Genomic DNA, 23,590 nt, shown 5'->3' with positions numbered 1-23,590 from the left:
CCCCCACCACACCACCGGTCACCGTGACCGCGGCCGCCCCGCACCCCGCGTCCCCACCGGGACGTGCCGGGGCCCGGGACCGCGTCCACCGGCAGCCCGGGAAGGACCGTCCGTGCCCACACTCATCGTCTTCGCCCTCGTCGGCCTCGCCGCCCAGCTGGTCGACGGCGCACTCGGCATGGCCTACGGCGTCACCTCGACCTCGCTGCTGATCTTCGCCGGGATCAACCCGGCCACCGCGAGCGCCTCGGTGCACCTGGCCGAGGTCGGCACCACGCTCGCCTCCGGCGCCTCGCACTGGCGCTTCGGCAACGTCGACTGGAAGCTCGTGCTCAAGCTGGGCGTGCCCGGTGCGATCGGCGCGTTCCTGGGAGCGACGCTGCTGTCGGCCCTGTCCACCGAGAACGCCGCCCCGTACATGTCGGGGATCCTGCTCGCCCTCGGCGTCTACGTCCTGCTGCGCTTCAGCGTGCGGCCGCCGAGGGTCGCCACCGCCCGCACCTCCCCGCACGGCGCCCGGTTCCTGTCCCCGCTCGGGCTGGTCGCCGGCTTCGTCGACGCGTCCGGCGGCGGGTGGGGCCCGGTCTCCACCCCGGCGCTGCTCGGCGCCGGACGGACCGCACCGCGCACCGTCGTCGGTTCGGTCAGCGCCTCGGAGTTCCTGGTGGCGCTCGCCGCGAGCGTCGGGTTCCTCGTCGGGCTCGGCCACGAGGTGCTCGACCCCTCCACCATCGGCGGGCTGCTGATCGGCGGGGTGCTGGCCGCACCGCTGGCGGCCTGGCTCGTCACCCGCATCCCGGCGCCGGTACTGGGCTCGGCGGTCGGCGGCGTCATCATCCTCACCAACGCCCGGACGCTGCTGCGGGCCGCCGACGCGAGCGGTCCGGTGACCGCGGGCGTCTACGTCGTCATCCTCGCGCTGTGGGCGCTGGCGATCGGTGTAGCGGTCACCCGGCTGCGCCGCAGCCGGACCGAGGGCGCGGCGTCCCCGGCCGAGGCGGAGCAGCCGGTCTCCACCGGCTGACCTCCCCACGGGTCGGACGGACGGGGTGTCCGGACATCCCGTCCGTCCCGTGGGCGACACCTTGTCCCCTTCGTTCCGACCGCGCACGATCGGGGCCATGACCGCCCCGGTGTCCCGTCGCTGCGCGACGCACCCCGCGGTCCTCGCGCACCTCGCGCGGCACCGGGAGGAGTTCTGGCCGTCCCGGCGGCCGCACGCCTACGACGAGTTCTGTCCGCGGCCCTGACGCGCGACCCGGGCCGGGTCGCGCGCCGTCCTGCGCCCGCACCCACCCGTCGTGAGGAACCCGATGTCCCGCACCACCTCCGGGGGTCACCCGTGAGCACCCCGTCCGACACCCCACCCGGTTCCCACGCCGGGACCGACCGCGAGCCCGGGGACGTGCCCGCCCAGCGGCGCCTCGCCCTGAACGAGGACTGGGCCGCGACCGTCGTCGGCCTCCTGCTGCTCGTCCTGATCCTGTCCGGGCTCTGGCCGGGGTGGCTGGTCCCGTGACCGACCAGCACGCCGGCCGACCGGCCGAACCGCACACCACGCCGCCGACCGCACCGCAGACCGGGCCCGACACCGGGCCACCGGCGCCGACCCGCTCCCCCGTCCTGTGGGGGCTCGGGGGCGTCGCGGTGGTCCTCGTCCTCGGCGGACTCGTCCGCTTCCTCGAACAGACCGTCCCGGACGCCGCCGAGGGCACCGCGCTGTCCGGGATCGCCGACGCGATCGAGTACCCGGTCTACGCGATCGCCCTCGGGCTGCTCGGCAACGTCCTGCTCACCGTGACCGGGCTGCGCGAACGGCTCTCGGGCGGGTTCCGCACCGAGTTCTTCATCAAGACCGGCCTGGTGCTGCTCGGCGCCTCGATCGACTTCTCGGTCATCGTCCGCGCCGCCGGACCGGCCGTGGTGCAGGCGGTCGTCCTGATCACCGTGGTCTTCGGCTTCACCTGGTGGCTCGCCGGGCGGGCCGGGGTCGACGACAAGCTCCGCGCCCTGCTGGCGTCCGCGGTGTCCATCTGCGGGGTCAGCGCGGCGATCGCCGCCGCCGGCGCGGTGCAGGCCAGGAAGGAGCAGCTCGCCTACACGGCCAGCCTCGTGATCATCTTCGCCCTCCCGTCGATCTTCCTGCTGCCCGCGGCGGTCGGGGCGCTGGGGCTGTCGCCGGCCGTCGCCGGTGCCTGGATCGGCGGCAACATCGACACCACCGCCGCGGTGAGCGCGGCCGGTGCGATCGTCGGCGAGGAGGCGCTGCAGATCGCGACCATCGTCAAGACCACCCAGAACGCGCTGCTCGGCGTCGTCGCGGTGGCACTGACGGCCTACTTCACGGTGAAGGTCGAGCGAGGCGGCTCGGCGGGCCGGCCGGGTCTGCGCGAGTTCTGGGAGCGCTTCCCCAAGTTCGTGCTCGGGTTCCTCGCCGCCTCGGTGATCGCGACCGTGTTCGTCGCCACCGCCGGCTCCGACGTCGCCAAGCCGCTGATCAGCGACGCCAACGCGTTCCGGACGATGTTCCTGATCCTGGCCTTCGTCTCGATCGGCCTGGAGTTCCGGGTGGCGCCGCTGCGGGAGGCCGGCTGGCGCCCGATCGGGGTGTTCGCCGCGGCGACCGGCGTCAACCTGGCCGTCGGCCTCGGACTGGCGGTCCTGCTGTTCTCCGGTCTGACGGTCTGAGCGCAGGTCCCGCCCGGCGCGCACCGGGCGGGACCGCTCAGGCCGCCGGCACGGCGCGGGTGGTGGCGCCCGGCAGGACACCCAGCACGGCCCGGGCGACGGCGTCGTTGTAGCGCAGGCTCTGCGCGTTCATCCCGGGCCGGGTGAAGGCACCGGCGACCTTGACCGTCGTGTGCGGCCCGACGGCGAACCGTCGCTCGTGCACCCCGCCGTCGGCGGTGTGCAGCGCGCCGTCGGCCGGGCGGACCGACAGCAGACCGGTGTTGCGCAGCGGCGCGCCGTCGTCGTCGTACAGGACCTCCTCGACGGCCTCGCCACGGGCGAGCAACCCGCCCAGCAGGCCGTCCACGGTGCGCGAGACGCTCGGGTCGGGCAGCCGGGCGTCGACCAGCACCCGGGTGGTGACCGGCTCGGCCCCGGCGAGGGTGGTGCTGGTGGCGTGGAACCCGTCGGCGTCGACGTCGACCGCCATCCCCGCCCCGAGGAACCGCAGGTACCCGGCGCGGGAGAGCGCGAGCATCTGGCGGACCCGGAAGCCGGGCGGGCCGGAGGCGACGGAGTTGAAGAACGACTGCCACCACGGCAGGTCCCGCGCCCGCGAGCGCGGGGAGAGCACACCGGACCCGGCGAGCCGGGTGGTCTCGGTGTAGACCGAGAGCACCGCGACGAACGCGCCCAGGTGCGGGGTGTGCCGCTCGTCGACGTGCTGGCGCAGGTCCTCGGCGATGCGCTCGCGCACCAGCGGTTGCAGCGTCTCCAGATCCGGGGCGTGGACGCCGTCGAGCGGCCGGTCCAGCGCGGTGAGGTCGAGGCGGTCGAGCGGGTCGGGCACCAGCTCGGCGATCAGCGCCGCCTCCTCCGACGAGCCGTGCGCGACGGCGGCGAAACGCTCGGCGAACTCCTCCCAGCCGGCGCGGACGCGCTCGGGGTGGCCGACGAACAGCTCGTGGTACCAGCCCCAGCCGATCTCCTTGGCCATCAGCGGCCACACCCGGGTGGCGACGTCGACCGGGCCGCCCGAGGCGATCAGGTCGTCGACGACCTCGGGCGTGAGGAACCGCGGCAGCGGCGGCCGCCCCGCCCGCAGCTGGTAGTGGGTCTTGGAGTGGTAGGTCGCGCCGCGGGGGGACCCGCCGACCAGCACCGGCTCCCGCCCGCACGGCTCGTAGCGCAGCCGGCCGGGGTCGGCGTCGTCCGGGTCGGGGACGAAGCGTCCGCCGCGGCCCTCGAACAGCAGCACCACCAGGTCGACGAAGGCCAGCCCCAGCCCGCGGGCCAGCACCGTCTCCCCCGGGGCGATGACCGAGAGGTCGGAGTCGGAGGTCTGCTCCGGCGGCAGATAGCGCAGGCCGAGTGCCTCGGCGCGGGCCGCGAGCGCGATCTCGTCCTCGGTGGGGGCGGCGTCGAGATGCCCGGAGGCCAGCACGACGGCGTCGCCGCGCAGGACGGTGCCGTCGGCGAGGGTCACGACCTGCCGCCCGTCGGTCTCGTCGAGGGCCTCGGCGGTACTGCGGTGCACGTGCACCCGGATCCCGGCCGGTGCCCGCTCCACGACCTCCCGCAGCACGGCGGCGAGGTAGTGGCTCTGCAGCCGCCGGGAGGGGAACGTCGACGCCGTGACCTGTGCGAGCTCCCCGGCGAGCTCCGGACCGAGCTCGGACTCCGGGTCACCGTGCTCGCGCAGCTCGCGCGCCCAGTCCCAGAACGAGGGGCCCGGCGCCACCGGGCCGTCGCAGACGACCGAGGAGTCGGTCCACATCGTGACGTCGGCGGCCATCGAGTTCATCGCGAGCAGCGGGGACTGCGCGTGCCGCCAGATGCGCCCCGCCCCGGCCGGGAACGGGTCGACCAGGTGCACGTCGACCCCGGGCCCGGCGAGTGCGTCGGGCAGCAGCTCGGGCGCGCTCGCGACCATCCGCTCGAGGACACCGGCTCCACGGGGACCGGCGCCGACGATCACGACGGAGGGGGCGTGCGGGTGACGGGACATGGGGCGCTCCTGGGTCGGCGGGTGCGGAGGGGACGGCCCCTCACGGCGCCCACCGCAGGCGGCACAGGTCCACGTGCCGGCGCCGCACCAACCGGAGACCCATGGAAGCCACGGTAGGTCGCCCCCCTCCCGCCGGCCACCCGTCGCAGCCCGCCCGTGCGGGTCAACGCCGCGCCGCACCAGGGGATTCCGCCGCGGGACGGTCAGGTCGCCGGACCCGCCAGGGTCACCCGCAGCGGTCGCTCGGTCCCGGCCGTCGTCGCGACGGCCTCGGCCAGCACGTCGAGGACCGCCGCGTGGGTGCCGGGGTCGGCCGCGGCGAGCGGGCCGTCGGCGAGGACGATCTCGACCGGGCCGGCGGGCAGCCAGGACAGGTCGCCCAGGCAGTCCGCGAGCGCGTCGAGGTTGTGGCCGTAGTACCCGGGGAAGCCGAGCGCCCGGCCGAAGGCGGACAGGACCGCGGCGCGGTCCGCGACCCCCGCGACGACGGCGACGACGCCCGGATCCCCGACCCGGCCCCGGGCCGCGTCGACGGCGGGGCCGGTTCCGGCGCTCTCGCGGGGAAGGGTGCTCATCCCGAGACGTCTACCACGACGAACGAGGCGTAGTGGTCGGCCGTGTAGTAGTACTCGCCGCCCGACCCGGTGACGATCCGGCGGGCACCGCGGGTGTCCGCGCCGGGGGTCGGCACGGTGAACTCCCGGTAGTACCCCGTCGACCTGGCCGGCAGGATCCCCTCCCGGTTCCGGAACGTCGTCCCGTCCTGGGAGTACGGGTAGGGACCACCGGAGCGGATCAGCCGGTAGGTGTCGGTGGCCTGGACCGGCAGCGACGACAGCGCCCGCACCGGAAGCCCGGACTCCTCCGCCCCCGGCACCGCGGCCGGAGCGACGGGCGCAGCGACGCCGGCGGGCGCGGCGAGGCCGGCGGGCGTGGCGACGCCGGCGGGCGCGGCGACGCCGGCGGGCGCGGCGACGCCGGCGGGCGCGGCGACGCCGGCGGGCGCAGCAGCGGCGCCGGCGACCGGCGCGGCTGCGACAGCGGCCACGGACGCGGATGCGGCCGGGGCGGATGCGGCGAGAGCGGGGGCTGCCGCTACGTGGGTCGCCGCTGCGGGGGCGGCGGCTGCGGGCATGGTGGCAGCGGGGGCGGCGGCGGCCGCTGCGGGCAGGGCGAGGCCGAGGACGGCCAGAGCGGTGACGAGGGCGCCGGCGATCAGCGCACGCGTCCCGGAGCGCGCGTCCGGTCGGATGATCATGGTTCGGACGCTAGGCGGGGTCACCCTTTCGGGTGCAGATGCCGCGACGACACGTCATCGGACGGTCACCCGCCGTTTCCGCGGCCGCCGCGACGACCACCCTCCGTTCGCCCGCCGACCGCATCGGGGGCCGGTGACAGGCCATGATCACGACCGGTCACCGCCCCGGTGCACCCGGTCACCGTGTCCTGCGTCGCACCGCTGTTCTACGCGCAGTAAAACTGCGTGCGAGCGGGTACAACGGAGTTCGAGACACCAGGAACGACTGCGCATGACCGACCCCGACCCCGACACGTTCAACGGAGAACGTCGCATGACCGCAGAGCTGATCCACCCCCTGCCCGAGACTCCCGCACCCGTGGAGATCCCGGAACCCGACGCCGGCCGCTCGACCGTGGACCGGCTGCTGGACTCGATCGACGACCTGGTGCGCCGGCACCGCGCGCTCGCCGTGCACGACGGCGCCTCCGCCGCCCTGCACGCCGAACTGATCGCGGCCGAGCTGGACCAGCAGGTCGCCGTCCTACGGACGATGCCCCGCCAGCCCGGCAACTGACCGCGGAGGTCAGAGCTCGGCGACCGCCGGGATGATCTCCGACCCGAACACCCGCAACGGCTCGATGGCCGCCACGTCCGGGACCAGGGTGTGCACGTGCTGCACCCCGAGCGCCGCATAGCCGCGCAACTGCTCGACCACCGCCTTCGGGTCGGCCGGGTCGAGCGGTGCCATCACCGTCTTCTCGATCTCGTCGTAGTCGCGTCCCACCTCGTCGCAGCGGGTGCGGAGCACGTCCAGCTTGTGCTCCAGCTCCGGGCCGCCGAACAGGTTGCACGCGTCGGCGTACTGCGCGACCAGGCGCAGCGTCTTCTTCTCCCCACTGCCCCCGATCAGGATCGGCGGGTAGGGCCTGCGCAGCGGCTGCGGAGTGTTCAGCGTGGCGCCGAGCCGGTAATGGGTGCCCTCGAAGGGGCCGTCGTCCTCGCTCCACATCTGACGGGCGATCCGCAGCGTCTCCTCCAGCCGCTCGAACCGCTCCGCCGTCGGCGGGAAGAACAGCCCGAGTCCGGTCGCCTCCTCCTCGTACCAGGCGGCCCCGATGCCGAGCATCGCGCGACCCTTAGAGGTCGCGCGGATTGGTTGGTGATCATGGACGTCGTGCAGGTCGGGCGTTCCAGCGGTGTGTGGTCCAGGCCTGCCGAATCAAGCTACGGAGTGTGACGATCGTGTCGGCGAGGTCGAAGAACGCGTCGACGACGATTTCTCGTCGTTCGTAGCAGCGCTGCAGCCGGTTGAAGCTGTTGTGCCAAGCGTTGGTCCGCTCGACGTGCCAGCGGCGGGTGGCCTGGATCGGCGCTTTCTCACCCTTGTGCGCGATCTCGCCGTGCAGGCCTCGTTCGGCCAGCGTGTCGCGGGTCTTGCCGGAGTCATAGCCGGCGTCGAGGTGCACGGTGATGTCGTCGGGCAGCGGGCCGAGAGCATCGAGGCGGTCGAGGGTGGGGCCCAGTAGCGGGGAGTCGTGCCGGTTGGCTCCGGCCAGGACTCGGCCCAGCGGGATGCCGTATCCCTCGACGAGCACCGAACGTTTCATACCCTGTTTGCGCCGGTCCACCGGCGACGGACCGGCGACCTCGCCGCCGCCGGGGGCCTTGGTGATGGCGCCATCGACGGCGATGTCGTGCAGCAGCAGACCGACGATGCGGTCGTAGGCGTCCAGGACGATCCGACGCAGCTGGGCGAAGACCCCGAGCCTGATCCACTCGTCACGACGATCGCGGATGGTGGTCGCCGAGCAGGTGCTGTCAGCGATGCCCTCATACGAGCAGCCGAACCGCAGTACCTGCAGGAGCTTGTCGAACACGATCCGATCCGCGATCCGGCGGCGATGGCAGCCCAGCGGATGGGTGGGATCGAACTCGTCTCGATGAGGCAGCAGCGCGGTGAACTGGTCCCACAACGGCTCGGTCAGCCATGATGGCAGGGTGGGCACGCGGCCTCCAGACGATCACGAAGCGTAGATAACTTCATGATCGGCAGGCCCGTACCCGCCCTCGCCCCCAGACACTCGACCGCGGCCAAGCTGTGACCAATCCGCGCGACCTCTTAGACAGCACGTCCAGGGTGGTCACCGCCTTCACCAGCAGGCCGGGGTCGCGGTAGGTCACCGCCGTGACCCAGGCCAGCAGGTCGACCTTCTCGGTGCGGGCCGCCAGGTAGCCGAGCACGGTGTAGGCCTCGAGCATGTCGGTCTCGATCGGGCCGACCGGCCGCATCTGCCAGAGGTGGTCCATCACGCTCACCCGGGCGAAACCCTGCTCCTCGGCCGCGGCGGCGATCCGGGACAGGTCGTCGGCCAGCCCGGCGGGTCCCGCCGGGTAGGTGAAGTCCGCGATGTGCAGTCCGATCTTCACGGTCGTCCTCTCGTAAACGGAGCCATCTCCGCTTACGACAGTAGACCCGCCCGTCGACCGGCGCCACCGGGTGCATCGGTCCGCCCCGGTCGGCGGTTCGGTCGACTTCGTCATGTCGCGCACAACCGACCGGTGCGGTTCACTGTCCAGCGTGATTGCGCTCGTGCGGAGGCTGCACATCGACCTGGGCCGGACGGCCGGGGCGCTCTGTCCCGGTCACTGACCCACCCCGACCCCCGCCACCCCCTTCACACCTGGAGACCCACCATGCCTCTCGTCACCTTCGCCGTCAGCGGCCAGGGCACCGGCGTCGCGCAGACCGTCGCGGTCGACGGCGCCGACTACGTCATCGAGACCGACGCCTACCCCGCCTTCGGCGGCAAGGACGAGCACCCCAGCCCGCTCGCCTACACCCTCGCCTCGCTGTCCTCGTGCAACCAGGTGACCAGCGCGATCATCGCCAAGGAGCTCGGCATCACGATCGAGCACGTGCGCTTCGACGTGGCCGCCGACTTCAACCCGACGACGATGACGGCCGGCACCCACCGCGAGGGCGAGACCACGTTCCAGAACCTGCGGATCGACGCGGTGATCGCCACCGACGGCACCGAGGAGCAGGTCGCCGAGCTGGCCCGCGAGACCGAGCGCCGCTGCCCGGTCTCCCAGCTCTTCGCACTCGCCGGTGTGTCGATCACCAACAACTGGAAGAAGGCGTGACCTCCTAGTCTGCAGGGGTGGCAGACACCGCTGACTCGCCCGAGCTCGTCCACCTGGCCGTCGAGGCCGGGATCGCGACGATCACCCTGGACTCGCCGCGCAACCGCAACGCGCTCTCGGCGCAGCTGCGCCGGGAGCTGATCGCCCACCTCGACGCGGCGATCGCCGACGACGCGGTGCGGGTGGTCGTGCTGACCCACACCGGCACGGTGTTCTGCGCGGGCATGGACCTGAAGGAGTCCCGCGGTGCGGGCGCCGAGCAGCAGGGCGTCACCGAGGTGCCACGGATCCTCACCACGCTGTGGGACTCCCCCAAGCCGGTCGTCGCCCGGCTGTCCGGCCCGGCCCGGGCGGGTGGGGTCGGGATCGTGGCCGCGTGCGACATCGCCGTCGCCGCCGAGACCGTCACCTTCGCCTTCTCCGAGGTCCGCATCGGTGTGGTGCCCGCGGTCATCTCGGTGACCGTGCTGCCCCGGCTGTCCGCCCGCGCCGCGCACGAGCTCTTCCTGACCGGGGAGACGTTCGACGCGCGGCGCGCGGCGGCCGTCGGGCTGATCAACAGCGCCGTCCCGGCCGAGGAGCTCGACGACGAGGTGGCCCGCTACACCGGCATGCTGCGGCTCGGTGCACCCGGGGCGCTGGCGGGGGCGAAGGCGATGCTGCGGCGGGAGCGCCCGGCGACGATGGCCGACGACTTCGCCGCGATGAACACGCTGTCCGCCTCGTACTTCGCCTCCGAGGAGGGCCAGGAGGGGATCCGGGCGTTCGGGGAGAAGCGGACGCCGTCCTGGGTGCCGCAGGGCTGAGCCCCACACCCCGCCCCGCCCGGAGCGGTCCCGCCCTCGTACCCGATGACGACGCGGGCCTCGGGGCAGGCGGGGTCGAGCCACACCGCACGACGCCGGACGTCGTCGGGTACCGGGTGCCGGGCCTCGGGTCCCGGTGACCCGGCCCGGACCAGGAGCAGCCGCAGCCGGGTCCCGGGCGGGGACATGGCGCGTCGGTCGGCGAGTCCCGGGACGCCGGGGATCCCGCCCGCCCGGAGGGTGTGCCGCGGCTCGGCGCGATGCGGGGTGCCGTGGCCCTGTCCCGGGGCGAGGGCCGGTCACGGTCCGGCACGGGGGGCACCGCGACCGGATGGGGGCGGAGGGCGTGCGGGGCGGTGCGGTGGGGGCGCCGTCGAGGGGCGGGGAGCCGCCGAGCAGGCCTACCCTGGGGCCCATGAGCGTCCCCGTCGTCAGCACCGACCCGGGCGCCGCACTGGACCTGCTGGCCGGCCGGCGGCTCGTCGTCCTGACCGGGGCCGGGCTGTCCACCGACTCCGGCATCCCGGACTACCGCGGCCCGGGCTCGCGCCCGCGCAACCCGATGACCTACTCCGAGTTCGTCTCCGGGGAGCCCGCGCAGCGACGGTACTGGGCGCGCAGCCACGTCGGCTGGGCACGGATGCGGCGCGCCGATCCCAACCCGGGCCACCGTGCGCTGGCCGCACTGGGGTCCGCCGGAGTCGTCGACGGGCTGATCACCCAGAACGTCGACGGCCTGCACTCGGTGGCAGGCAGCCGCGGCGTCGTCGACCTGCACGGACGCATCGACGAGGTCGTCTGCCTGGACTGTCGTCGCGTCACCCCACGCGACGCGCTGGCGGCCCGGCTCACCGCGCTCAACCCCGGCTTCACCGAGGCGCGCAGTGCCCAGGTCGAGACCGCCCCCGACGGCGACGCCGCGGTGGAGATCACCGACGGGTTCCGGATCGCGCCGTGCGCGACCTGCGGCGGGGTCCTCAAGCCGCACGTGGTGTTCTTCGGGGAGAACGTCCCCAAGGACCGGGTGGCCCGCTGCTACGCGATGGTGGCCTCGCTGGCCCCCGAGGACGGTGCGTTGCTCGTCGCCGGCTCCTCGCTGACCGTCATGTCGGGGCTGCGGTTCGTCCGGGCCGCGCACCGGACCGCGGTACCGGTCGTGATCATCAACCGCGGGGTCACCCGGGGCGACGAGTTCGCCGACGTGTGTGTCGACGCGGGCTGCTCGCAGGCGCTGGCCGCGCTCGCGGCGCAGCCGGTCTGAGCGGCTCAGGCCCCGTCGTCGCGACGCCCGCGCGGCGTGTCGAACCGCCGGGTGGCACGGTCGGCACCGATCGCGACCAGCGCGCAGGCCGGCAGGACCACCACCGTCACGAACAGGACCTGCGCGACGAACGGCAGGCCGGTGAGCCACAGCTCGAACGCGTCCCAGCCGTTGATGATCGTGCGCACACTCCACACGGTAGCCCCCGGGCCCAGGCATTAGGTTCGGGGCCATGTTCGCTGTCTACGCGCAGGAGCCCAACGCCGACGCTCCCCTCGACTCCCTCGTCGTGGGCGAGCGGCCCGACCCGGAGGTCCCCGACGGCTGGGTGTCCGTGAACGTCTCCGCCGCCAGCCTCAACATGCACGACCTGTGGACGCTGCGCGGGGTCGGCATCAAGCCCGACCAGTTCCCGATGATCCTCGGCTGCGACGGTGCCGGGACCCTCGACGACGGCACCGAGGTCGTCCTCTACCCGATCATCGGGGACCCGGACTGGCGCGGCGACGAGACCCTCGACCCGAAGCGCACCCTGCTGACCGAGCGCCACCAGGGCACGATGGCAGACAAGGTGATCGTCCCGGCGCGCAACGCGGTCCCCGCCCCGAAGGGCCTCACCTCCGGCCAGGGCGCCGTGCTCGGCACCGCCTGGCTGACCGCGTACCGGATGCTGTTCACCAAGTCGGGGCTGCAGCCCGGCCAGACGGTGCTCGTCCAGGGTGCCTCCGGCGGTGTGTCGACGGCGCTGATCCAGCTGGGCCGCGCCGCGGGCTTCGAGGTGTGGGTCACCGGCCGCGACGAGGAGAAGCGCGCGCTGGCCGAGCGGCTCGGGGCGCACGCCACCTTCGAGTCCGGGGCGAAGCTGCCGGGCAAGGTCGACGCCGTGATGGAGTCGGTCGGCGAGGCCACCTGGAAGCACTCCATGCGGGCGCTGCGTCCCGGTGGGCGCATCGTCATCTGCGGCTCGACCTCCGGCCCGAACCCGCCCGCGGACCTGCAGCGGCTGTTCTTCCTGCAGCTCGAGGTGGTCGGGGCGACGATGGGCACCCGTCAGGAGCTGGCCGACCTCACGAACTTCGTGGCGACGGCCGGGATCGCGCCGGAGATCGGGACCGAACTGCCGATGGAGTCCGCGAAGGAGGCGTTCGAGGCGATGGCCGCGGGCCGCACGGCGGGGAAGATCGTCCTGACCCGCTAGGGCGTTACGTGATCCGGGTGTGATGCAGTCGTGATGTCGTTGGGTCACGTCAAGCGGTCTACGAAATCGCTGGTCGTCGGCTTGCTCGTCATCGCTGCGTGACGACCGCCCAGCGCTCGGGGGACGTTTGCCCAGGACAGGGTCGGATTTCGCCCGTTCGGCAAGTACAGTGCGTCATCGTGACCGAGCCTTTGAGTCGACGGGCGTCGGGGACTGCCACCATGGCTGCCCCGACGCCTGGAGCTGCGGGTGTCGTCGAGTTCCTGGATCGGGTCGACCACGCCGTGGCCACAGCCCTGTCCACCAACCCGTCCTCGACGGACGTCAGCCGTGACGGCTGGCGCGTCCTGTTGATGCTCGCCCGCGGCACCGGCCGCAGCATGGGCGAGGTCGCGGGACACACGTCGTTGCCCGCCCCCACGGCCACCCGGATCGTGGACCGCCTCGTCGAGAAGAAGCTGGCCTACCGGTCGGCCGACCCGCTCGACCGGCGCCGTGTGCTGGTGCACCTGTCGGCCGAGGGACGGACGGTCGTCGAGTCCGTCTGCTCGCGGGTGCAGCGCATCCTGTCGCCGCGCCGTGCCCCCGCCGCCCGGCCCGCGCCGTGCGACGGGCCGATCCCCGGCCCCCGGGCGGGCTCGGTCATGTAGCCGGCTCCCCCGCTCCCCGCCCCCACCACGTACACGTCGGGCCCGACCCCCAGCCGGGGGTCGGGCCCGCTTCGCGTCCGGCGAGGACCTACTTCTTGGGCTTCTCCGTGGCCGTTCCGCCACCGGTGGACAGCGCGGCGACGAACGCCTCCTGCGGGACGTCGACGCGGCCGATCGTCTTCATCCGCTTCTTGCCCTCCTTCTGCTTCTCCAGCAGCTTGCGCTTGCGGGAGATGTCGCCGCCGTAGCACTTCGCGAGCACGTCCTTGCGGATCGCGCGGATCGTCTCGCGGGCGATGATCCGGGCGCCGACCGCGGCCTGGATCGGCACCTCGAACTGCTGGCGCGGGATGAGCTCGCGCAGCTTGGTCGCCATCGAGGTGCCGTAGGAGTAGGCCGACTCCTTGTGCACGATCGCGGAGAACGCGTCGACGGCCTCGCCCTGCAGCAGGATGTCGACCTTCACCAGGTCGGCGACCTGCTCGCCGGCCTCCTCGTAGTCCAGGCTGGCGTAGCCGCGGGTGCGCGACTTCAGGTTGTCGAAGAAGTCGAAGATGATCTCACCGAGCGGCATCGTGTAGCGCAGCTCGACACGGGTCTCGGACAGGTAGTCCATCCCGCCGAGCTGGCCACGCCGGCTCTGGCACAGCTCCATGATGGTGCCGACGAACTCCGACGGCGCCAGGATCGTGATCCTGGTGATCGGCTCGCGGACCTCGGCGACCTTGCCCACCGGCCAGTCGCTGGGGTTGGTCACCTCGATCTCCTCGCCGTCGTCGGTGGTGACCTGGTAGACGACGTTGGGTGCGGTGGAGATCAGGTCCAGGTCGAACTCGCGCTCGAGGCGCTCACGGGTGATCTCCAGGTGCAGCAGGCCGAGGAAGCCGCAGCGGAAGCCGAAGCCCAGCGCGGCCGAGGTCTCCGGCTCGTAGGTCAGCGCGGCGTCGTTGAGCTGCAGCTTGTCCAGCGCCTCGCGCAGGTCCGGGTACTGCGAGCCGTCGATCGGGTAGAGCCCGGAGTAGACCATCGGCTGCGGCTCGCGGTAGCCGGTCAGTGGCTCGGTGGCCCCGTTGCGCTTGGACGTGACGGTGTCGCCGACCTTGGACTGGCGGACGTCCTTCACGCCGGTGATGAGGTAGCCGACCTCGCCGACGCCCAGTCCGTCGGACGGCTTGGGCTCCGGGGACACGATGCCGATCTCGAGCAGCTCGTGCTCGGCACCGGTGGACATCATCTTGATCTTCTCGCGCGGCGAGAGCTTGCCGTCGACGACCCGGACGTAGGTGACGACGCCACGGTAGGTGTCGTAGACCGAGTCGAAGATCATCGCCCGGGCGGGGGCGTCGGCGTCGCCGACCGGGGCGGGGACCTGCGCGATGACGGCGTCGAGCACGGCCTCCACGCCCTCACCGGTCTTGGCGCTGCAGCGCAGCACGTCCTCGGGCTCGCAGCCGGTGATGTGGGCGATCTCGGCGGCGTAGCGCTCCGGGTCCGCCGCCGGCAGGTCGATCTTGTTCAGGACCGGGATGATGTGCAGGTCCTTCTCCATGGCCAGGTACAGGTTGGCCAGGGTCTGCGCCTCGATCCCCTGCGCGGCGTCGACCAGCAGGATCGCGCCCTCGCACGCCTCGAGCGCCCGGGACACCTCGTAGGTGAAGTCGACGTGGCCCGGGGTGTCGATCAGGTGCAGGACGTGCTCGGTCTCGACGCCGTCGGCGTTCTTCGCGGTCCACGGCAGCCGCACGTTCTGCGCCTTGATCGTGATCCCGCGTTCACGCTCGATGTCCATCCGGTCCAGGTACTGGGCCCGGGCGTCGCGCGCACTGAGCACCCCGGTGACCTGCAGCATCCGGTCGGCCAGGGTCGACTTGCCGTGGTCGATGTGGGCGATGATGCAGAAGTTCCGGATGCGCTCCGGCGGGGTGAACGTGCGGTCGGCGTACGTCGTCACTCGGCTGTACTCGGCTTTCGCTCATGCGTGGGGCTTCGGGCACTTCGGGTGCTCAGGGCACTCGGGGCTCGGGGCACTGGGACCCATCGTCCCATGTCGGGCCGGGCGGCCGCCGCGGTGGCACCGCAGGTCGTCACACGCCGTTCACGCGGCGCGGCCCGGCGTTGCCGCCGGGTCGTCGATCGCGCACGATCGAACGGGTACGCCACCCCCCACCCGGAGGAGTCACCGTGTCGGTCACCCCCGTCCCCCCGCTCGACCGACTGGGCGCCGCGCGCGTCGTGCTCGCGCGGAAGAAGAAGCTGGGCCTGACCTGGGACAAGATCGCCGAGGCGCTGGGCCACCCCGTCGAGTGGTCGACCTCGGCCCTGCTCGGGCAGCAGACGCTGACCCGCGAGCAGGCCGAGACCGCGGGTTCGCTGCTCGACCTGGATCCCGACGTCGTCGACGCGCTCACCCTCCCGCCGGTCCGCGGCGCGTCCGCGGTGGACCTCACCGATCCGCTGGTCTACCGGCTCTCGGAGATGGTCCAGGTCTACGGCACGACCATCTCGGAGCTGGTCCGCGAGGAGTTCGGCGACGGCATCGTCTCGGCCATCGACTTCGAGCTGGACCTGCAGCGGGTCCCCGATCCCAAGGGCGACCGGACCGTGATCACCCTGAACGGGAAGTTCCTGCCCTACCGCGTCTGGTGACCCGGCACAGGGTGCGACGACGCCGCTGGTAACCTTGTGCGTCGAGCGCTCGGCGTGCTCGCCCGAAACGGCCTGGACCCTCTCTCCAGTGATGCTGTTCGGTGCCGCCGGAGCGGACCCGGACGAGAACACTCACCAGCCGACCAGCAGGCAGGAAGACCAGAGGCAGACGTGGCCAACATCAAGTCGCAGATCAAGCGAGTCAAGACCAACGAGAAGCGCCGGCAGCGCAACAAGTCGGTGAAGTCGTCGGTCAAGACCGCGATCCGCCACTTCCGCGAGGCCGCCGACTCCGGCGCCGACAACGTCGTGGAGCTGCAGCGCAAGGCGGCCAAGGCCCTCGACAAGGCGGCCGGCAAGGGCGTCATCCACCGGAACCAGGCGGCGAACCGCAAGTCGGCCCTGGCCAAGCGTCTCAACGACGTGCAGGCCTGAGCCACCGGTTCCTCCGACGACGGCGCCGCCCCACCCGGGGCGGCGCCGTCGTCGTGTCCACGGCCCCGATCGGGCGGACCGGCTCCCCTCCCCGGCCTCGCGCTCAGCGCGGGGAGCGGGCGGAGACGACCGCCAGCACCGCCCGCTCCAGCGCGTAGCCTGCATCCGCCGCGACGCCCTTGACGTCGGCGTTCACCTGCGCGGTCGCCGCGATCGCGACGGCGAGCTGCTCCGGGCGCCACTGCCGGACCGTCTGCTGCGCCTTGCGGATCTTCCACGGCGGCATGCCGAGCTCGCCGGCCAGCCGGTTCGGGTCACCCCGCCCGGCCGAGCCGACCTTGGCCAGGGTGCGCACCGAGTCGGCGAGCGCGTCGGCGATCAGGACGTGCGGGACGCCGAGCACCAGCGCCCAGCGCAGCGCCTCCATCGCCGCCCGCCGGTCCCCCGCGACCGCCGCGTCGGCCACCGCGAAGCCGGAGGACTCGGCGCGACCGCGGTGGTAGCGCCGCACCCCCGTCTCGTCGACCGTGCCGCCGGTGTCCGCGACGAGCTGCCCGGCCGCGGCCGCCAGCTCCCGCAGGTCCGATCCGACCGCCTCGACCAGGACGGCGAGCGCTCCGGGGGTGATGGTGCCGCCGTGGCGACGGACCTCGTCGCGCACGAAGTCCGACCGCTCGTCGGCGCGGGTGATCCGGTTGCAGGTGACGGTGTGCGCCCCGGCCTTGCGCATCAGGTCCAGCACCGCCTTGCCCTTCGCTCCCCCGGCGTGCTGCACGACGAGGACGATCCCGTCGGCCGGGGCCTTCACGTAGTCGGCGATGGCGGCGGTCATGTCCTTGTTCGCGTCCTGACCGTGGGTGAGCACGATCACCCTGCCCTCGGCGAACAGGGAGGGACTGAGGTGGCCTGCGAGCTCGCCGGGGGCCACCTCGGAGGTACGGAAGCGACGCAGCTCGGTGTCCGGGTCGCGCTGCCGGGCGCGCCGGACCAGGTCGGACACCGCCCGCTCGGCCAGGAACTCCTCGTCCCCCACGACCAGCTGCAGCGGGCCCGGTTCGCTCGTGCTGCTCACACCCCCATCGTGGCCCACACCCCCGACACCGGGTGAGCCGCGTCCCGACCGGAGGACGCCGTCTGGCGGTGGGGCACCCCGCTCGCGTACGGTCGTGGACGATTCCGGCGCCCTGCGTCCGGAGCACCACAACCGCATATGGCTCATCCAGAGGGGCAGAGGGAACGGCCCGTTGAAGCCCCGGCAACCGGCGTCGCACGACGATCCGCCCGACCCTGCGCATCCTGTGCAGCGAGGCCGGCGACGAACACGGTGCCAATTCCGGCCCGCCCCGAACGGCGGGACAGATGAGGAGATCTCGTGACTCTCACTGCTGCGCCCGAAACGACCTCCGCCTACGACCTGGGTTCCGCCCGCGCGCTCGCCTGCCGCGAGTGCCGCCACGAGATCCCGCTCGCCGCGGAGTTCGCGTGTCCGCGCTGTTTCGGCCCGCTCGAGGTCGCCTACGACTTCCCGGAGGTCACCCGCGCCTCCATCGAGGCCGGGCCGAAGTCGATCTGGCGCTACAAGGACCTGCTGCCCGTCCCCTCGACGGTCGAGCAGCACGCCAACACCGAGCCCGGCCTGACCCGGCTGATCGAGGCCGACAACCTGGCCCGCGCACTCGGCGTCCGCAAGATCTGGATCAAGGACGACACGGGCAACCCGACCCACTCGTTCAAGGACCGGGTCGTCGCCGTCGCGCTGGCCGCCGATCGGGAGCTCGGGTTCTCGGTGCTGTGCTGCCCCTCGACGGGCAACCTGGCCAATGCCGTCGCCGCCGCGGCCGCGCGTGCCGGGTGGGACTCGGTCGTGCTGATCCCGTCCTCGCTGGAGCAGGCGAAGATCGTCACCACCGCCGTCTACGGCGGCACCCTGCTCGCCGTCGACGGCAACTACGACGACGTGAACCGGCTCGCCACCGAGCTGGCCGCCGAGCACGAGGACTGGGCGTTCGTGAACGTCAACGTCCGGCCCTACTACGCCGAGGGCTCCAAGACCCTGGGTTACGAGGTCGCCGAGCAGCTCGGCTGGCGTCTCCCGCAGCAGGTCGTCGTCCCGGTCGCCTCGGGCTCGCAGCTCACCAAGATCGACAAGGGATTCACCGAGCTCGGCACCCTCGGTCTGGTCGAGCCCACCCCGTACACCGTGTTCGGCGCCCAGGCCACCGGCTGCTCGCCGGTCGCGCGGGCGTTCGAGGCCGGCCACGACGTGATCCAGCCGCAGAAGCCGGACACCATCGCCCGGTCGCTCGCGATCGGCAACCCGGCCGACGGCCCGTACGTCCTCGACTCGGTGCGCCGCACCGGCGGCTCGGTCGGGCACGTGTCCGACTCCGAGGTCGTCGCCGGCATCCGGCTCCTGGCCCGTACCGAGGGCGTGTTCGCCGAGACCGCGGGCGGGGTCACCGTCGCGACCACCAGGAAGCTCCTCGAGGCCGGGGTGCTCGACCCCGACGCCGAGACCGTTCTCATGATCACCGGCGACGGCCTCAAGACCCTCGACGCCGTCTCCGGAGAGGTCGGCCCGACGGCGACCGTGCCCTCGACCTCGACCGCGGTCCGCGAGGCACTGGCGAACCTGGGCTGACCGGCCCCGCCGGCCGGGCGCCGGACGGGGGTCGCCCCGCGCGACCACCGTCAGCCCGGCCGGGTCGTCCCCGGTCAGCGCGAGGTCACCGGACCGGTCGGTGCGGGCGACCACGATCCCGGCCCGGAGCAGCCCGTCCACCAGCTCGGCGTTCGGGTGCCGGTAGCTGTTGCCGTTGCCGACGCTGATCACCGCGGCCCGCGGCGCGACGGCCGTGACCAGCCTCGGGACCACCTTGCGCGAGCCGTGGTGGGGCATCTTGAGCACGTCCGCGCGCAGGTCGGCGCCGGAGCCGAGCAGGTCGTCCTGGGCGGCGAGCTCGGCGTCGCCGGTCAGCAGGATCGTCGCGGCCGGGGTGGTCGCGCGCAGCAGCAGCGAGATGTCGTTGACCGCTGTCCCGTCGCTGCCGTCGACCGTCACGGGGGGATGGACCGGGCCGAGCACCTGCAGGCGCAGCTCCGGCCAGCCCATCTCCATCCCGCGGGCCAGCCCCACCACCGGCGCCCCGGCCGCCTCGGCCCGCCGCGTGATGTCGCGCAGCCCGGACGCCGGCTCGCGCACCGGCCCGACGGCGATACCGCCCGCGGCGCGGCCCCGCAGCGCACCTGCGAGCCCTCCGTCGTGGTCGGCGTGGAAATGGGTGATCACCACGAGTTCGAGGACCCGGACCCCGAGCCGGTCCAGGCAGGTGTCGACGGCGTCGTCCGTCGGTCCGGTGTCGACCAGTACGGCGTGCCCCGGCGTGCCGGTGGCGAGGACCAGCGCATCGCCCTGACCCACGTCGCAGGCCACCATCCGCCACCCGGCGGGCGGCCAGCCGGGCGGGGCGAACCGGGTCGGGACCAGGACGACGAGCAGCCCGACCAGCAGGGCCAGCAGCAGTGCCCGTAGCCGGGGCACCCGGCCCATCGCGAGCAGCACGAGCAGCAGGCCGGTGAGCAGCAGAGCGCCGCCTGCGCCCGCGGGCCACGGCACGGTGGCGCCGGGAACGGCCACGGCCCGGTCCCCGACCACCACCAGCCACCACACGAACGGGCCCGCCAGCCAGGCGCAGCACCACGCGGCGGCCGGGCTCACCGCCGACAGCACCGCCCCGAGCACACCCAGCACCGTCGCGGGCGCGACGGCGGACGCCGCGAGCAGGTTCGCCACCACGGTGACCAGCCCGACCCCGCCGTTGAGTCCGGCGATCACCGGTGCGGTGGCCAGCGCCGCGGCGACCGGGACGACGAGCGCCTCGGCCGGCCCGGACGGCAGCCCACGCCGCCGCAGCGCCGCCGTCCATCCCGGACCGAGCAGCACCAGCGCGCCGGTGGCGACGACCGACAGCACGAATCCCGCGTCGACGGCCAGGGCGGGGGCGGCCAGCAGCAGGCCGAGCACGGCCACCGCCAGCGCGGGCACCGCCGACCGGGCCCGGCCCGCCGCGAACGCGATCAGCACCACCCCACCCATGACCGCCGCCCGCAGCACCGACGGTGACGGCCGGGCCAGCACCACGAACCCGACCAGTGCGAGCATCGCCGCCGCGGCCGCGATCCGCGGGTCGGTCCGGAACAGGCGCAGCAGGAGCAGCACCGCTCCCGTCACGATCGCGACGTTGGCCCCCGAGACGGCGGTGAGGTGCGCCAGCCCGGCGGTGCGGAAGTCCTGCTCGGTCTCGGCGAGCTGGGCGCGGGTGTCCCCGATCGCGAGCCCGGGCAGCAGCCCCGCGGGTGCCTCGGGCAACGCCGAGACCGCGGCGTCGCGCAGCCCGTCACGCAGCGCCCCGGCCCCGGTCTGCCACCAGGGCGGCGCGGTCACGTCCTGCGGCGCGCCACGGACCTTCAGCACCGCGACCGTGAGGTCGGGACGCTGGGCGGGCATGAGCAGCCCGGCGGCGGAGACCTCCTGGCCGGGGAGCAGCCCGGTCTAGCTCGCCGCCGGGGCCAGGAGCAGGAGCTTCCCGCCGGTGGTCGCCCGGTCCGCGCCGACGGTGGCGGTGACGAGCTCGGTGGGCACCAGCGCCGTCGCCCGGGCGGTGCCGGACTCGTCGCCGCCACCGGTGGTGCTGCGCAGCACCCGCGGGTCGTCGGTGAGCCGGACACGGACCTCGGCGGCTGCGCCGCGGTCGGCGGGCGCCCGGAGCGGGTGTGTCGCCAGCGCCGCCGCGTGGAACGTGACCAGGACGGCCGCGACGAGTGCGCAGCCGGCCGCGGCGAGCACGATCGACGACGGCGCGGCGGCCCGAGCGCTGGTCCGGGCGCGGAGCAGCGTGACGGGCAGGGCGAGCGCCGCGAGGACGGCGGCGGTGATGCCGCCCGCGGTGCCACCGAGCAGCCCCGCGAGGACCGCGGCCCAGGCGGCCGACGCGGCCGGGACGAGGCGCAGGTCCGGTGGGGCGGGCCGCTCCGGCTGCTCGTCGGGCTCGTCATCGGGGCCGCCGTGCACCGGGTCCGCCCGGCGGGCTCCGGTGCGGGTCACACCCGCACCATGTCCTGCAGCTGGGCGAAACGACGTTCGCCGATGCCGCCGATCTCCCGTAGCTGCTCGACCCGGCTGAACCGACCGTTGGCGGTGCGCCAGTCGATGATCTTCTTCGCGGTGACCGGGCCGACCCCGGGCAGGGCGTCGAGGTCCGACGCGGTCGCGGTGTTCAGGTCGATCTTCCCACCGGGGGCGCCGGGCGGGGCGGGCGCGGCGGCCGCGCCCGGTTCGGCGCCCGACGCGGGCTCCGAGCCCGGGGCGGGCAGCACCGGCGCGGCGTCGGCGGCGGGTGGGACACCGACCGCGATCTGCTCGCCGTCGCCGAGCCTGCGGGCCAGGTTCAGGACGCTGAGGTCGACCTCGGGCAACGCCCCGCCCGCGGCGTCGAGGGCGTCGGCGACTCGAGCCCCGTCGGGGACACGGACCAGGCCGGGCCGGGCGACCCGCCCGACGACGCTGACGACGAGCGGGCCCGCCGTGGCCGGTGCGGCCGCGACCGGGGCCGCGGACGCGGCACCGCCGTCGGGTCCCGCGGACGGGTCCGTCCCCGAGGTCGCCACCGCCTCCCCGGGCACCACCGTCACCTCGGGGAGGCCGCCGACCGGCTGCACGGTGGGCCGGTCGAGCCAGACCCCGACCCCGGCGACGAGCGCGCCGACGAGCACCACCGCCAGCAGGGCCAGCGCACCGGGCCGCCCCGGGTCGACCCGCGCCCCGGCCAGTGAGGGCGGCAGCCACCGCTGGGCACGGCGGCGCAGCCACGAGGGCCGCCCGCCGTGCGGACCGTCCGCGTCGGCGGCCTCCGCGGGCGGAGCGGGATCGTCCCGGGCGAGCAGGGCCAGGGGTGGTCGGGGTCGGGATCGGCGGTCCAGACCGGTGCCACGGCCTGCGGGGCGTCCGGTGCCGCGCTCCGGGCCCACGCCCCGGACGGGGCGTCCGGGGCGGTCCGGGCCGCCGGCGCCCCGGGATACCGGGGGTCGAGGCCCCCCGGCCGGGGCGCGCCCGGCGCATCGTGCGCGGCGCCGGGCCCGGGTGTGGGGGCGGCCGTACCGGGCGGCCGGGCGGCACGGGGAGCGAGCGGCCCGGGAGCTCGGACGGCGCCGGGCCCGGGTGCGGGCGGGCCCTGCCCGACCGGTCCTGGGACAGGGGGCGGTCCTGGGACGGGGGGCGGGCCGGGGACGGGGGACGGCACGGGCAGCGGGACCGTCGGCGGGTCGAGCCGGGCCGCCGCTGCGTCCGGCTGCCCGCGCGTCCCGATCCCGGCCAGCCGCCGGGCCGGGTCGAGGGAGGCGTCGGTCCTGGTCACGCACTCGACGCTAGGTCCGGCGCAGCCCCGCCGGGCGACCGGTGACGGCCCTGTGGACCGATTGCCCGGTTGGGGACCGACGGTCCCCGGTGGGCTGGGACGGGCCCGGACCGTCGGCGCCGCGTGCTACCCACCGGCGGGGCCCTCCGGCCCGCGGGCGGGGTTTCGGGAGGTCCCGCACCCCCCCGGGCACGCCGGCCCCGGGCACGCCGGCCCCGGGGACACCGGCCCCGGGGACACCGGGCGGCCCCGGCCGGGTCAGCCCGCCGGCACCACCACGACGCCCACCAGCCCCGGTCCCGCGTGCGCCCCGATCACGGCGCCGACCTCGCAGACGTGCAGCCCGGCGGCATCGGGGAGCTGTTCGCGCAGCCGGTCCGCGACGTCCTCGGCCCGGGCCGCGGCCCCGAGATGGTGCACGGCGAGCCGCGCCGACGGCCCTGCCTCGGCGACGGCCAGCGCGACGAGCCGTTCGGTGGCGCGCGCGGTCGTCCGCACCTTCTCCAGCGGCGTGATCCGGCCGTCGCGCAGGTGCAGGATGGGCTTGACCGACAGTGCCGTGCCCAGCAGTGCGGACGCGGCACCGATCCGCCCACCGCGGCGCAGCCGTTCCAGGTCCTGCACCGCGAACAGCACACGCGCCCGCGCGGCGACGGCAGCGGCCACCGCCTCGACCTCGTCGGGACCGGACCCGGACCCGGCGGCCTCCGCGGCGGCCAGTACGGCGAAGCCCAGGCCCATCGCGATGGCGCCGGAGTCGACGACCCGGATCCGGTCCGGGGCGACGTCCTGCGCGGCGAGCCGGGCCGCGTCCCAGGTGCCGGACAGCCGGCGGGACAGGTGCACGGCCACGACGGCGGGGGCACCGTCGTCGAGCAGGGCGGTGAAGCGCTCGGCGAACGCCGCCGGGGTCGGTCGCGAGGTCTGCACGGTCAGGTCGCGGTCGGCGAGGGCCGCGATCAGCTCGGCGGCCGAGACGTCGACGCCGTCGCGGGCGGTGCGCTCGCCGAGCCGCACCTCCAGCGGGACGACGTGCACGTTCCGACCTTCCGCTGCGCCGGGCGGCAGGTGGGCGGTGGAGTCGGTGACCACGGCGACCGGCGAGGGGGACACGGCCGG

At 74.3% G+C, this 23,590-nt stretch carries 26 protein-coding genes, 1 pseudogene and 1 riboswitch; of the genes and pseudogenes, 14 read left to right on the top strand and 13 right to left on the bottom strand.

The window, feature by feature from the left end:
* Window positions 1-112 precede the first annotated feature (112 nt).
* From KPF47_RS00780 to KPF47_RS00770, 4 genes are all read left to right on the top strand, one after another.
* Complete coding sequence (locus KPF47_RS00780; RefSeq protein ID WP_224386282.1) at window positions 113-1,024, top strand: sulfite exporter TauE/SafE family protein; 912 nt, start codon at window positions 113-115, stop codon at window positions 1,022-1,024.
* Between the two features lie 97 nt (window positions 1,025-1,121).
* Window positions 1,122-1,250 (top strand): hypothetical protein, encoded by a 129-nt coding sequence (locus KPF47_RS38335; RefSeq protein WP_255658855.1) that lies wholly within the window; start codon window positions 1,122-1,124, stop codon window positions 1,248-1,250.
* A 92-nt stretch (window positions 1,251-1,342) separates the two neighbouring features.
* Window positions 1,343-1,519 (top strand): hypothetical protein, encoded by a 177-nt coding sequence (locus KPF47_RS00775; RefSeq protein WP_224386281.1) that lies wholly within the window; start codon window positions 1,343-1,345, stop codon window positions 1,517-1,519.
* On the top strand, window positions 1,516-2,688 hold the full coding sequence (locus KPF47_RS00770) for a YeiH family protein (RefSeq protein WP_224386280.1): 1,173 nt from the start codon (window positions 1,516-1,518) through the stop codon (window positions 2,686-2,688). Before KPF47_RS00775 ends, KPF47_RS00770 begins: the two co-directional genes overlap by 4 nt.
* Window positions 2,689-2,725: 37 nt before the next feature.
* Here the strand turns inward: KPF47_RS00770 and KPF47_RS00765 are convergent, their stop codons facing one another.
* From KPF47_RS00765 to KPF47_RS00755, 3 genes are all read right to left on the bottom strand, one after another.
* Window positions 2,726-4,678, bottom strand: coding sequence for an FAD/NAD(P)-binding protein (locus KPF47_RS00765; protein ID WP_224386279.1), 1,953 nt, complete (start codon window positions 4,676-4,678; stop codon window positions 2,726-2,728).
* Between the two features lie 203 nt (window positions 4,679-4,881).
* Window positions 4,882-5,253 carry a barstar family protein gene (locus KPF47_RS00760; RefSeq protein ID WP_224386278.1) on the bottom strand — a complete coding sequence of 124 codons (372 nt, stop codon included), beginning with the start codon at window positions 5,251-5,253 and terminating at the stop codon, window positions 4,882-4,884.
* On the bottom strand, window positions 5,250-5,726 hold the full coding sequence (locus tag KPF47_RS00755; protein ID WP_374108782.1) for a ribonuclease domain-containing protein: 477 nt from the start codon (window positions 5,724-5,726) through the stop codon (window positions 5,250-5,252). The genes KPF47_RS00760 and KPF47_RS00755 overlap by 4 nt, the downstream gene beginning before the upstream one ends.
* A gap of 523 nt (window positions 5,727-6,249) precedes the next feature.
* Here KPF47_RS00755 and KPF47_RS00750 point away from each other — a divergent pair.
* Window positions 6,250-6,492: a hypothetical protein gene (locus KPF47_RS00750; protein ID WP_224386277.1), complete on the top strand. Its 243-nt coding sequence runs from the start codon at window positions 6,250-6,252 to the stop codon at window positions 6,490-6,492.
* A 9-nt stretch (window positions 6,493-6,501) separates the two neighbouring features.
* Here the strand turns inward: KPF47_RS00750 and KPF47_RS00745 are convergent, their stop codons facing one another.
* Genes KPF47_RS00745 through KPF47_RS00735 form a run of 3 tightly spaced genes read right to left on the bottom strand, consistent with a single transcriptional unit; the run spans window position 6,502 to window position 8,345 of the window.
* A complete protein-coding gene (locus KPF47_RS00745; RefSeq protein WP_374108781.1) occupies window positions 6,502-7,071 on the bottom strand; it encodes an LLM class flavin-dependent oxidoreductase in 570 nt (189 codons plus the stop codon).
* 10 nt (window positions 7,072-7,081) lie between these two features.
* Window positions 7,082-7,924, bottom strand: a complete 843-nt coding sequence (locus KPF47_RS00740) for an IS5 family transposase (protein WP_224386276.1) — start codon at window positions 7,922-7,924, stop codon at window positions 7,082-7,084.
* A gap of 34 nt (window positions 7,925-7,958) precedes the next feature.
* Window positions 7,959-8,345 carry an LLM class flavin-dependent oxidoreductase gene (locus KPF47_RS00735; RefSeq protein ID WP_224386275.1) on the bottom strand — a complete coding sequence of 129 codons (387 nt, stop codon included), beginning with the start codon at window positions 8,343-8,345 and terminating at the stop codon, window positions 7,959-7,961.
* Between the two features lie 112 nt (window positions 8,346-8,457).
* Here KPF47_RS00735 and KPF47_RS40715 point away from each other — a divergent pair, with 112 nt between their 5' ends.
* The 4 genes from KPF47_RS40715 (at window position 8,458) to KPF47_RS00720 (ending at window position 11,129) form a co-directional block, all read left to right on the top strand.
* Entirely contained in the window at window positions 8,458-8,568 is a 111-nt protein-coding gene (locus KPF47_RS40715) for a putative leader peptide (RefSeq protein ID WP_374108780.1), read from the top strand.
* 44 nt (window positions 8,569-8,612) lie between these two features.
* Window positions 8,613-9,062 carry an OsmC family protein gene (locus KPF47_RS00730; RefSeq protein ID WP_062401465.1) on the top strand — a complete coding sequence of 150 codons (450 nt, stop codon included), beginning with the start codon at window positions 8,613-8,615 and terminating at the stop codon, window positions 9,060-9,062.
* Window positions 9,063-9,079: 17 nt separating this feature from the next.
* On the top strand, window positions 9,080-9,868 hold the full coding sequence (locus KPF47_RS00725; protein WP_224386274.1) for an enoyl-CoA hydratase-related protein: 789 nt from the start codon (window positions 9,080-9,082) through the stop codon (window positions 9,866-9,868).
* A 415-nt stretch (window positions 9,869-10,283) separates the two neighbouring features.
* The gene (locus tag KPF47_RS00720) at window positions 10,284-11,129 is read left to right on the top strand and encodes an NAD-dependent protein deacetylase (RefSeq protein ID WP_224386273.1); all 846 of its coding nucleotides are present in this window, start codon (window positions 10,284-10,286) and stop codon (window positions 11,127-11,129) included.
* 5 nt (window positions 11,130-11,134) lie between these two features.
* Here KPF47_RS00720 and KPF47_RS00715 read toward each other — a convergent pair whose 3' ends face one another.
* A complete protein-coding gene (locus KPF47_RS00715; RefSeq protein ID WP_224386272.1) occupies window positions 11,135-11,317 on the bottom strand; it encodes a hypothetical protein in 183 nt (60 codons plus the stop codon).
* Window positions 11,318-11,361: 44 nt separating this feature from the next.
* Between KPF47_RS00715 and KPF47_RS00710 the strand changes: the two genes are divergently transcribed.
* A complete protein-coding gene (locus KPF47_RS00710) occupies window positions 11,362-12,327 on the top strand; it encodes a zinc-binding dehydrogenase (RefSeq protein WP_224386271.1) in 966 nt (321 codons plus the stop codon).
* Between the two features lie 221 nt (window positions 12,328-12,548).
* Window positions 12,549-12,977, top strand: coding sequence for a MarR family winged helix-turn-helix transcriptional regulator (locus KPF47_RS00705; RefSeq protein ID WP_224386270.1), 429 nt, complete (start codon window positions 12,549-12,551; stop codon window positions 12,975-12,977).
* Window positions 12,978-13,065: 88 nt separating this feature from the next.
* Here the strand turns inward: KPF47_RS00705 and lepA are convergent, their stop codons facing one another.
* Window positions 13,066-14,928, bottom strand: coding sequence for a translation elongation factor 4 (gene lepA, locus KPF47_RS00700; RefSeq protein ID WP_224386269.1), 1,863 nt, complete (start codon window positions 14,926-14,928; stop codon window positions 13,066-13,068).
* Window positions 14,929-15,158: 230 nt separating this feature from the next.
* Between lepA and cynS the strand changes: the two genes are divergently transcribed.
* Complete coding sequence (gene cynS / locus KPF47_RS00695; protein ID WP_224386268.1) at window positions 15,159-15,623, top strand: cyanase; 465 nt, start codon at window positions 15,159-15,161, stop codon at window positions 15,621-15,623.
* Window positions 15,624-15,794: 171 nt separating this feature from the next.
* Entirely contained in the window at window positions 15,795-16,058 is a 264-nt protein-coding gene (rpsT, locus tag KPF47_RS00690; protein WP_062401442.1) for a 30S ribosomal protein S20, read from the top strand.
* Window positions 16,059-16,161: 103 nt separating this feature from the next.
* Here rpsT and holA read toward each other — a convergent pair whose 3' ends face one another.
* A complete protein-coding gene (holA, locus tag KPF47_RS00685) occupies window positions 16,162-17,130 on the bottom strand; it encodes a DNA polymerase III subunit delta (protein ID WP_224386770.1) in 969 nt (322 codons plus the stop codon).
* 140 nt (window positions 17,131-17,270) lie between these two features.
* A riboswitch (SAM riboswitch) is annotated at window positions 17,271-17,424 on the top strand.
* A gap of 6 nt (window positions 17,425-17,430) precedes the next feature.
* On the opposite strand from holA, the gene thrC reads away from it, so the two are divergent.
* Window positions 17,431-18,699 (top strand): threonine synthase, encoded by a 1,269-nt coding sequence (thrC, locus tag KPF47_RS00680; protein WP_224386267.1) that lies wholly within the window; start codon window positions 17,431-17,433, stop codon window positions 18,697-18,699.
* 246 nt (window positions 18,700-18,945) lie between these two features.
* Here the strand turns inward: thrC and KPF47_RS40710 are convergent.
* The 4 genes and pseudogenes from KPF47_RS40710 to KPF47_RS00655 form a co-directional block, all read right to left on the bottom strand.
* Window positions 18,946-20,565 (bottom strand): annotated as a pseudogene (locus tag KPF47_RS40710) (ComEC/Rec2 family competence protein); the annotation flags it as partial.
* A 45-nt stretch (window positions 20,566-20,610) separates the two neighbouring features.
* Complete coding sequence (locus KPF47_RS00665) at window positions 20,611-21,162, bottom strand: hypothetical protein (RefSeq protein ID WP_224386265.1); 552 nt, start codon at window positions 21,160-21,162, stop codon at window positions 20,611-20,613.
* Complete coding sequence (locus tag KPF47_RS00660) at window positions 21,159-22,085, bottom strand: ComEA family DNA-binding protein (protein ID WP_224386264.1); 927 nt, start codon at window positions 22,083-22,085, stop codon at window positions 21,159-21,161. The genes KPF47_RS00665 and KPF47_RS00660 overlap by 4 nt, the downstream gene beginning before the upstream one ends.
* A gap of 644 nt (window positions 22,086-22,729) precedes the next feature.
* On the bottom strand, window positions 22,730-23,584 hold the full coding sequence (locus tag KPF47_RS00655) for a DegV family protein (RefSeq protein WP_224386263.1): 855 nt from the start codon (window positions 23,582-23,584) through the stop codon (window positions 22,730-22,732).
* Window positions 23,585-23,590 lie beyond the last annotated feature (6 nt).

Source organism: Pseudonocardia sp. ICBG1293, assembly GCF_020131355.1.
GTDB lineage: Bacteria > Actinomycetota > Actinomycetes > Mycobacteriales > Pseudonocardiaceae > Pseudonocardia.
This window is presented reverse-complemented; position numbering and strand designations above follow the sequence as displayed.

Excerpts from the sequence above, each read along its gene's own strand:
- KPF47_RS00705 (WP_224386270.1), top strand. The coding sequence starts at position 12,549 with ATGGCTGCCCCGACGCCTGGAGCTGCGGGTGTCGTCGAGTTCCTGGAT.
- KPF47_RS00750 (WP_224386277.1), top strand. The coding sequence starts at position 6,250 with ATGACCGCAGAGCTGATCCACCCCCTGCCCGAGACTCCCGCACCCGTG.
- KPF47_RS00760 (WP_224386278.1), bottom strand. The coding sequence starts at position 5,253 with ATGAGCACCCTTCCCCGCGAGAGCGCCGGAACCGGCCCCGCCGTCGAC.
- KPF47_RS00730 (WP_062401465.1), top strand. The coding sequence starts at position 8,613 with ATGCCTCTCGTCACCTTCGCCGTCAGCGGCCAGGGCACCGGCGTCGCG.
- KPF47_RS00710 (WP_224386271.1), top strand. The coding sequence starts at position 11,362 with ATGTTCGCTGTCTACGCGCAGGAGCCCAACGCCGACGCTCCCCTCGAC.
- KPF47_RS00765 (WP_224386279.1), bottom strand. The coding sequence starts at position 4,678 with ATGTCCCGTCACCCGCACGCCCCCTCCGTCGTGATCGTCGGCGCCGGT.
- KPF47_RS40715 (WP_374108780.1), top strand. The coding sequence starts at position 8,458 with ATGTCGCGCACAACCGACCGGTGCGGTTCACTGTCCAGCGTGATTGCG.
- KPF47_RS00720 (WP_224386273.1), top strand. The coding sequence starts at position 10,284 with ATGAGCGTCCCCGTCGTCAGCACCGACCCGGGCGCCGCACTGGACCTG.
- KPF47_RS38335 (WP_255658855.1), top strand. The coding sequence starts at position 1,122 with ATGACCGCCCCGGTGTCCCGTCGCTGCGCGACGCACCCCGCGGTCCTC.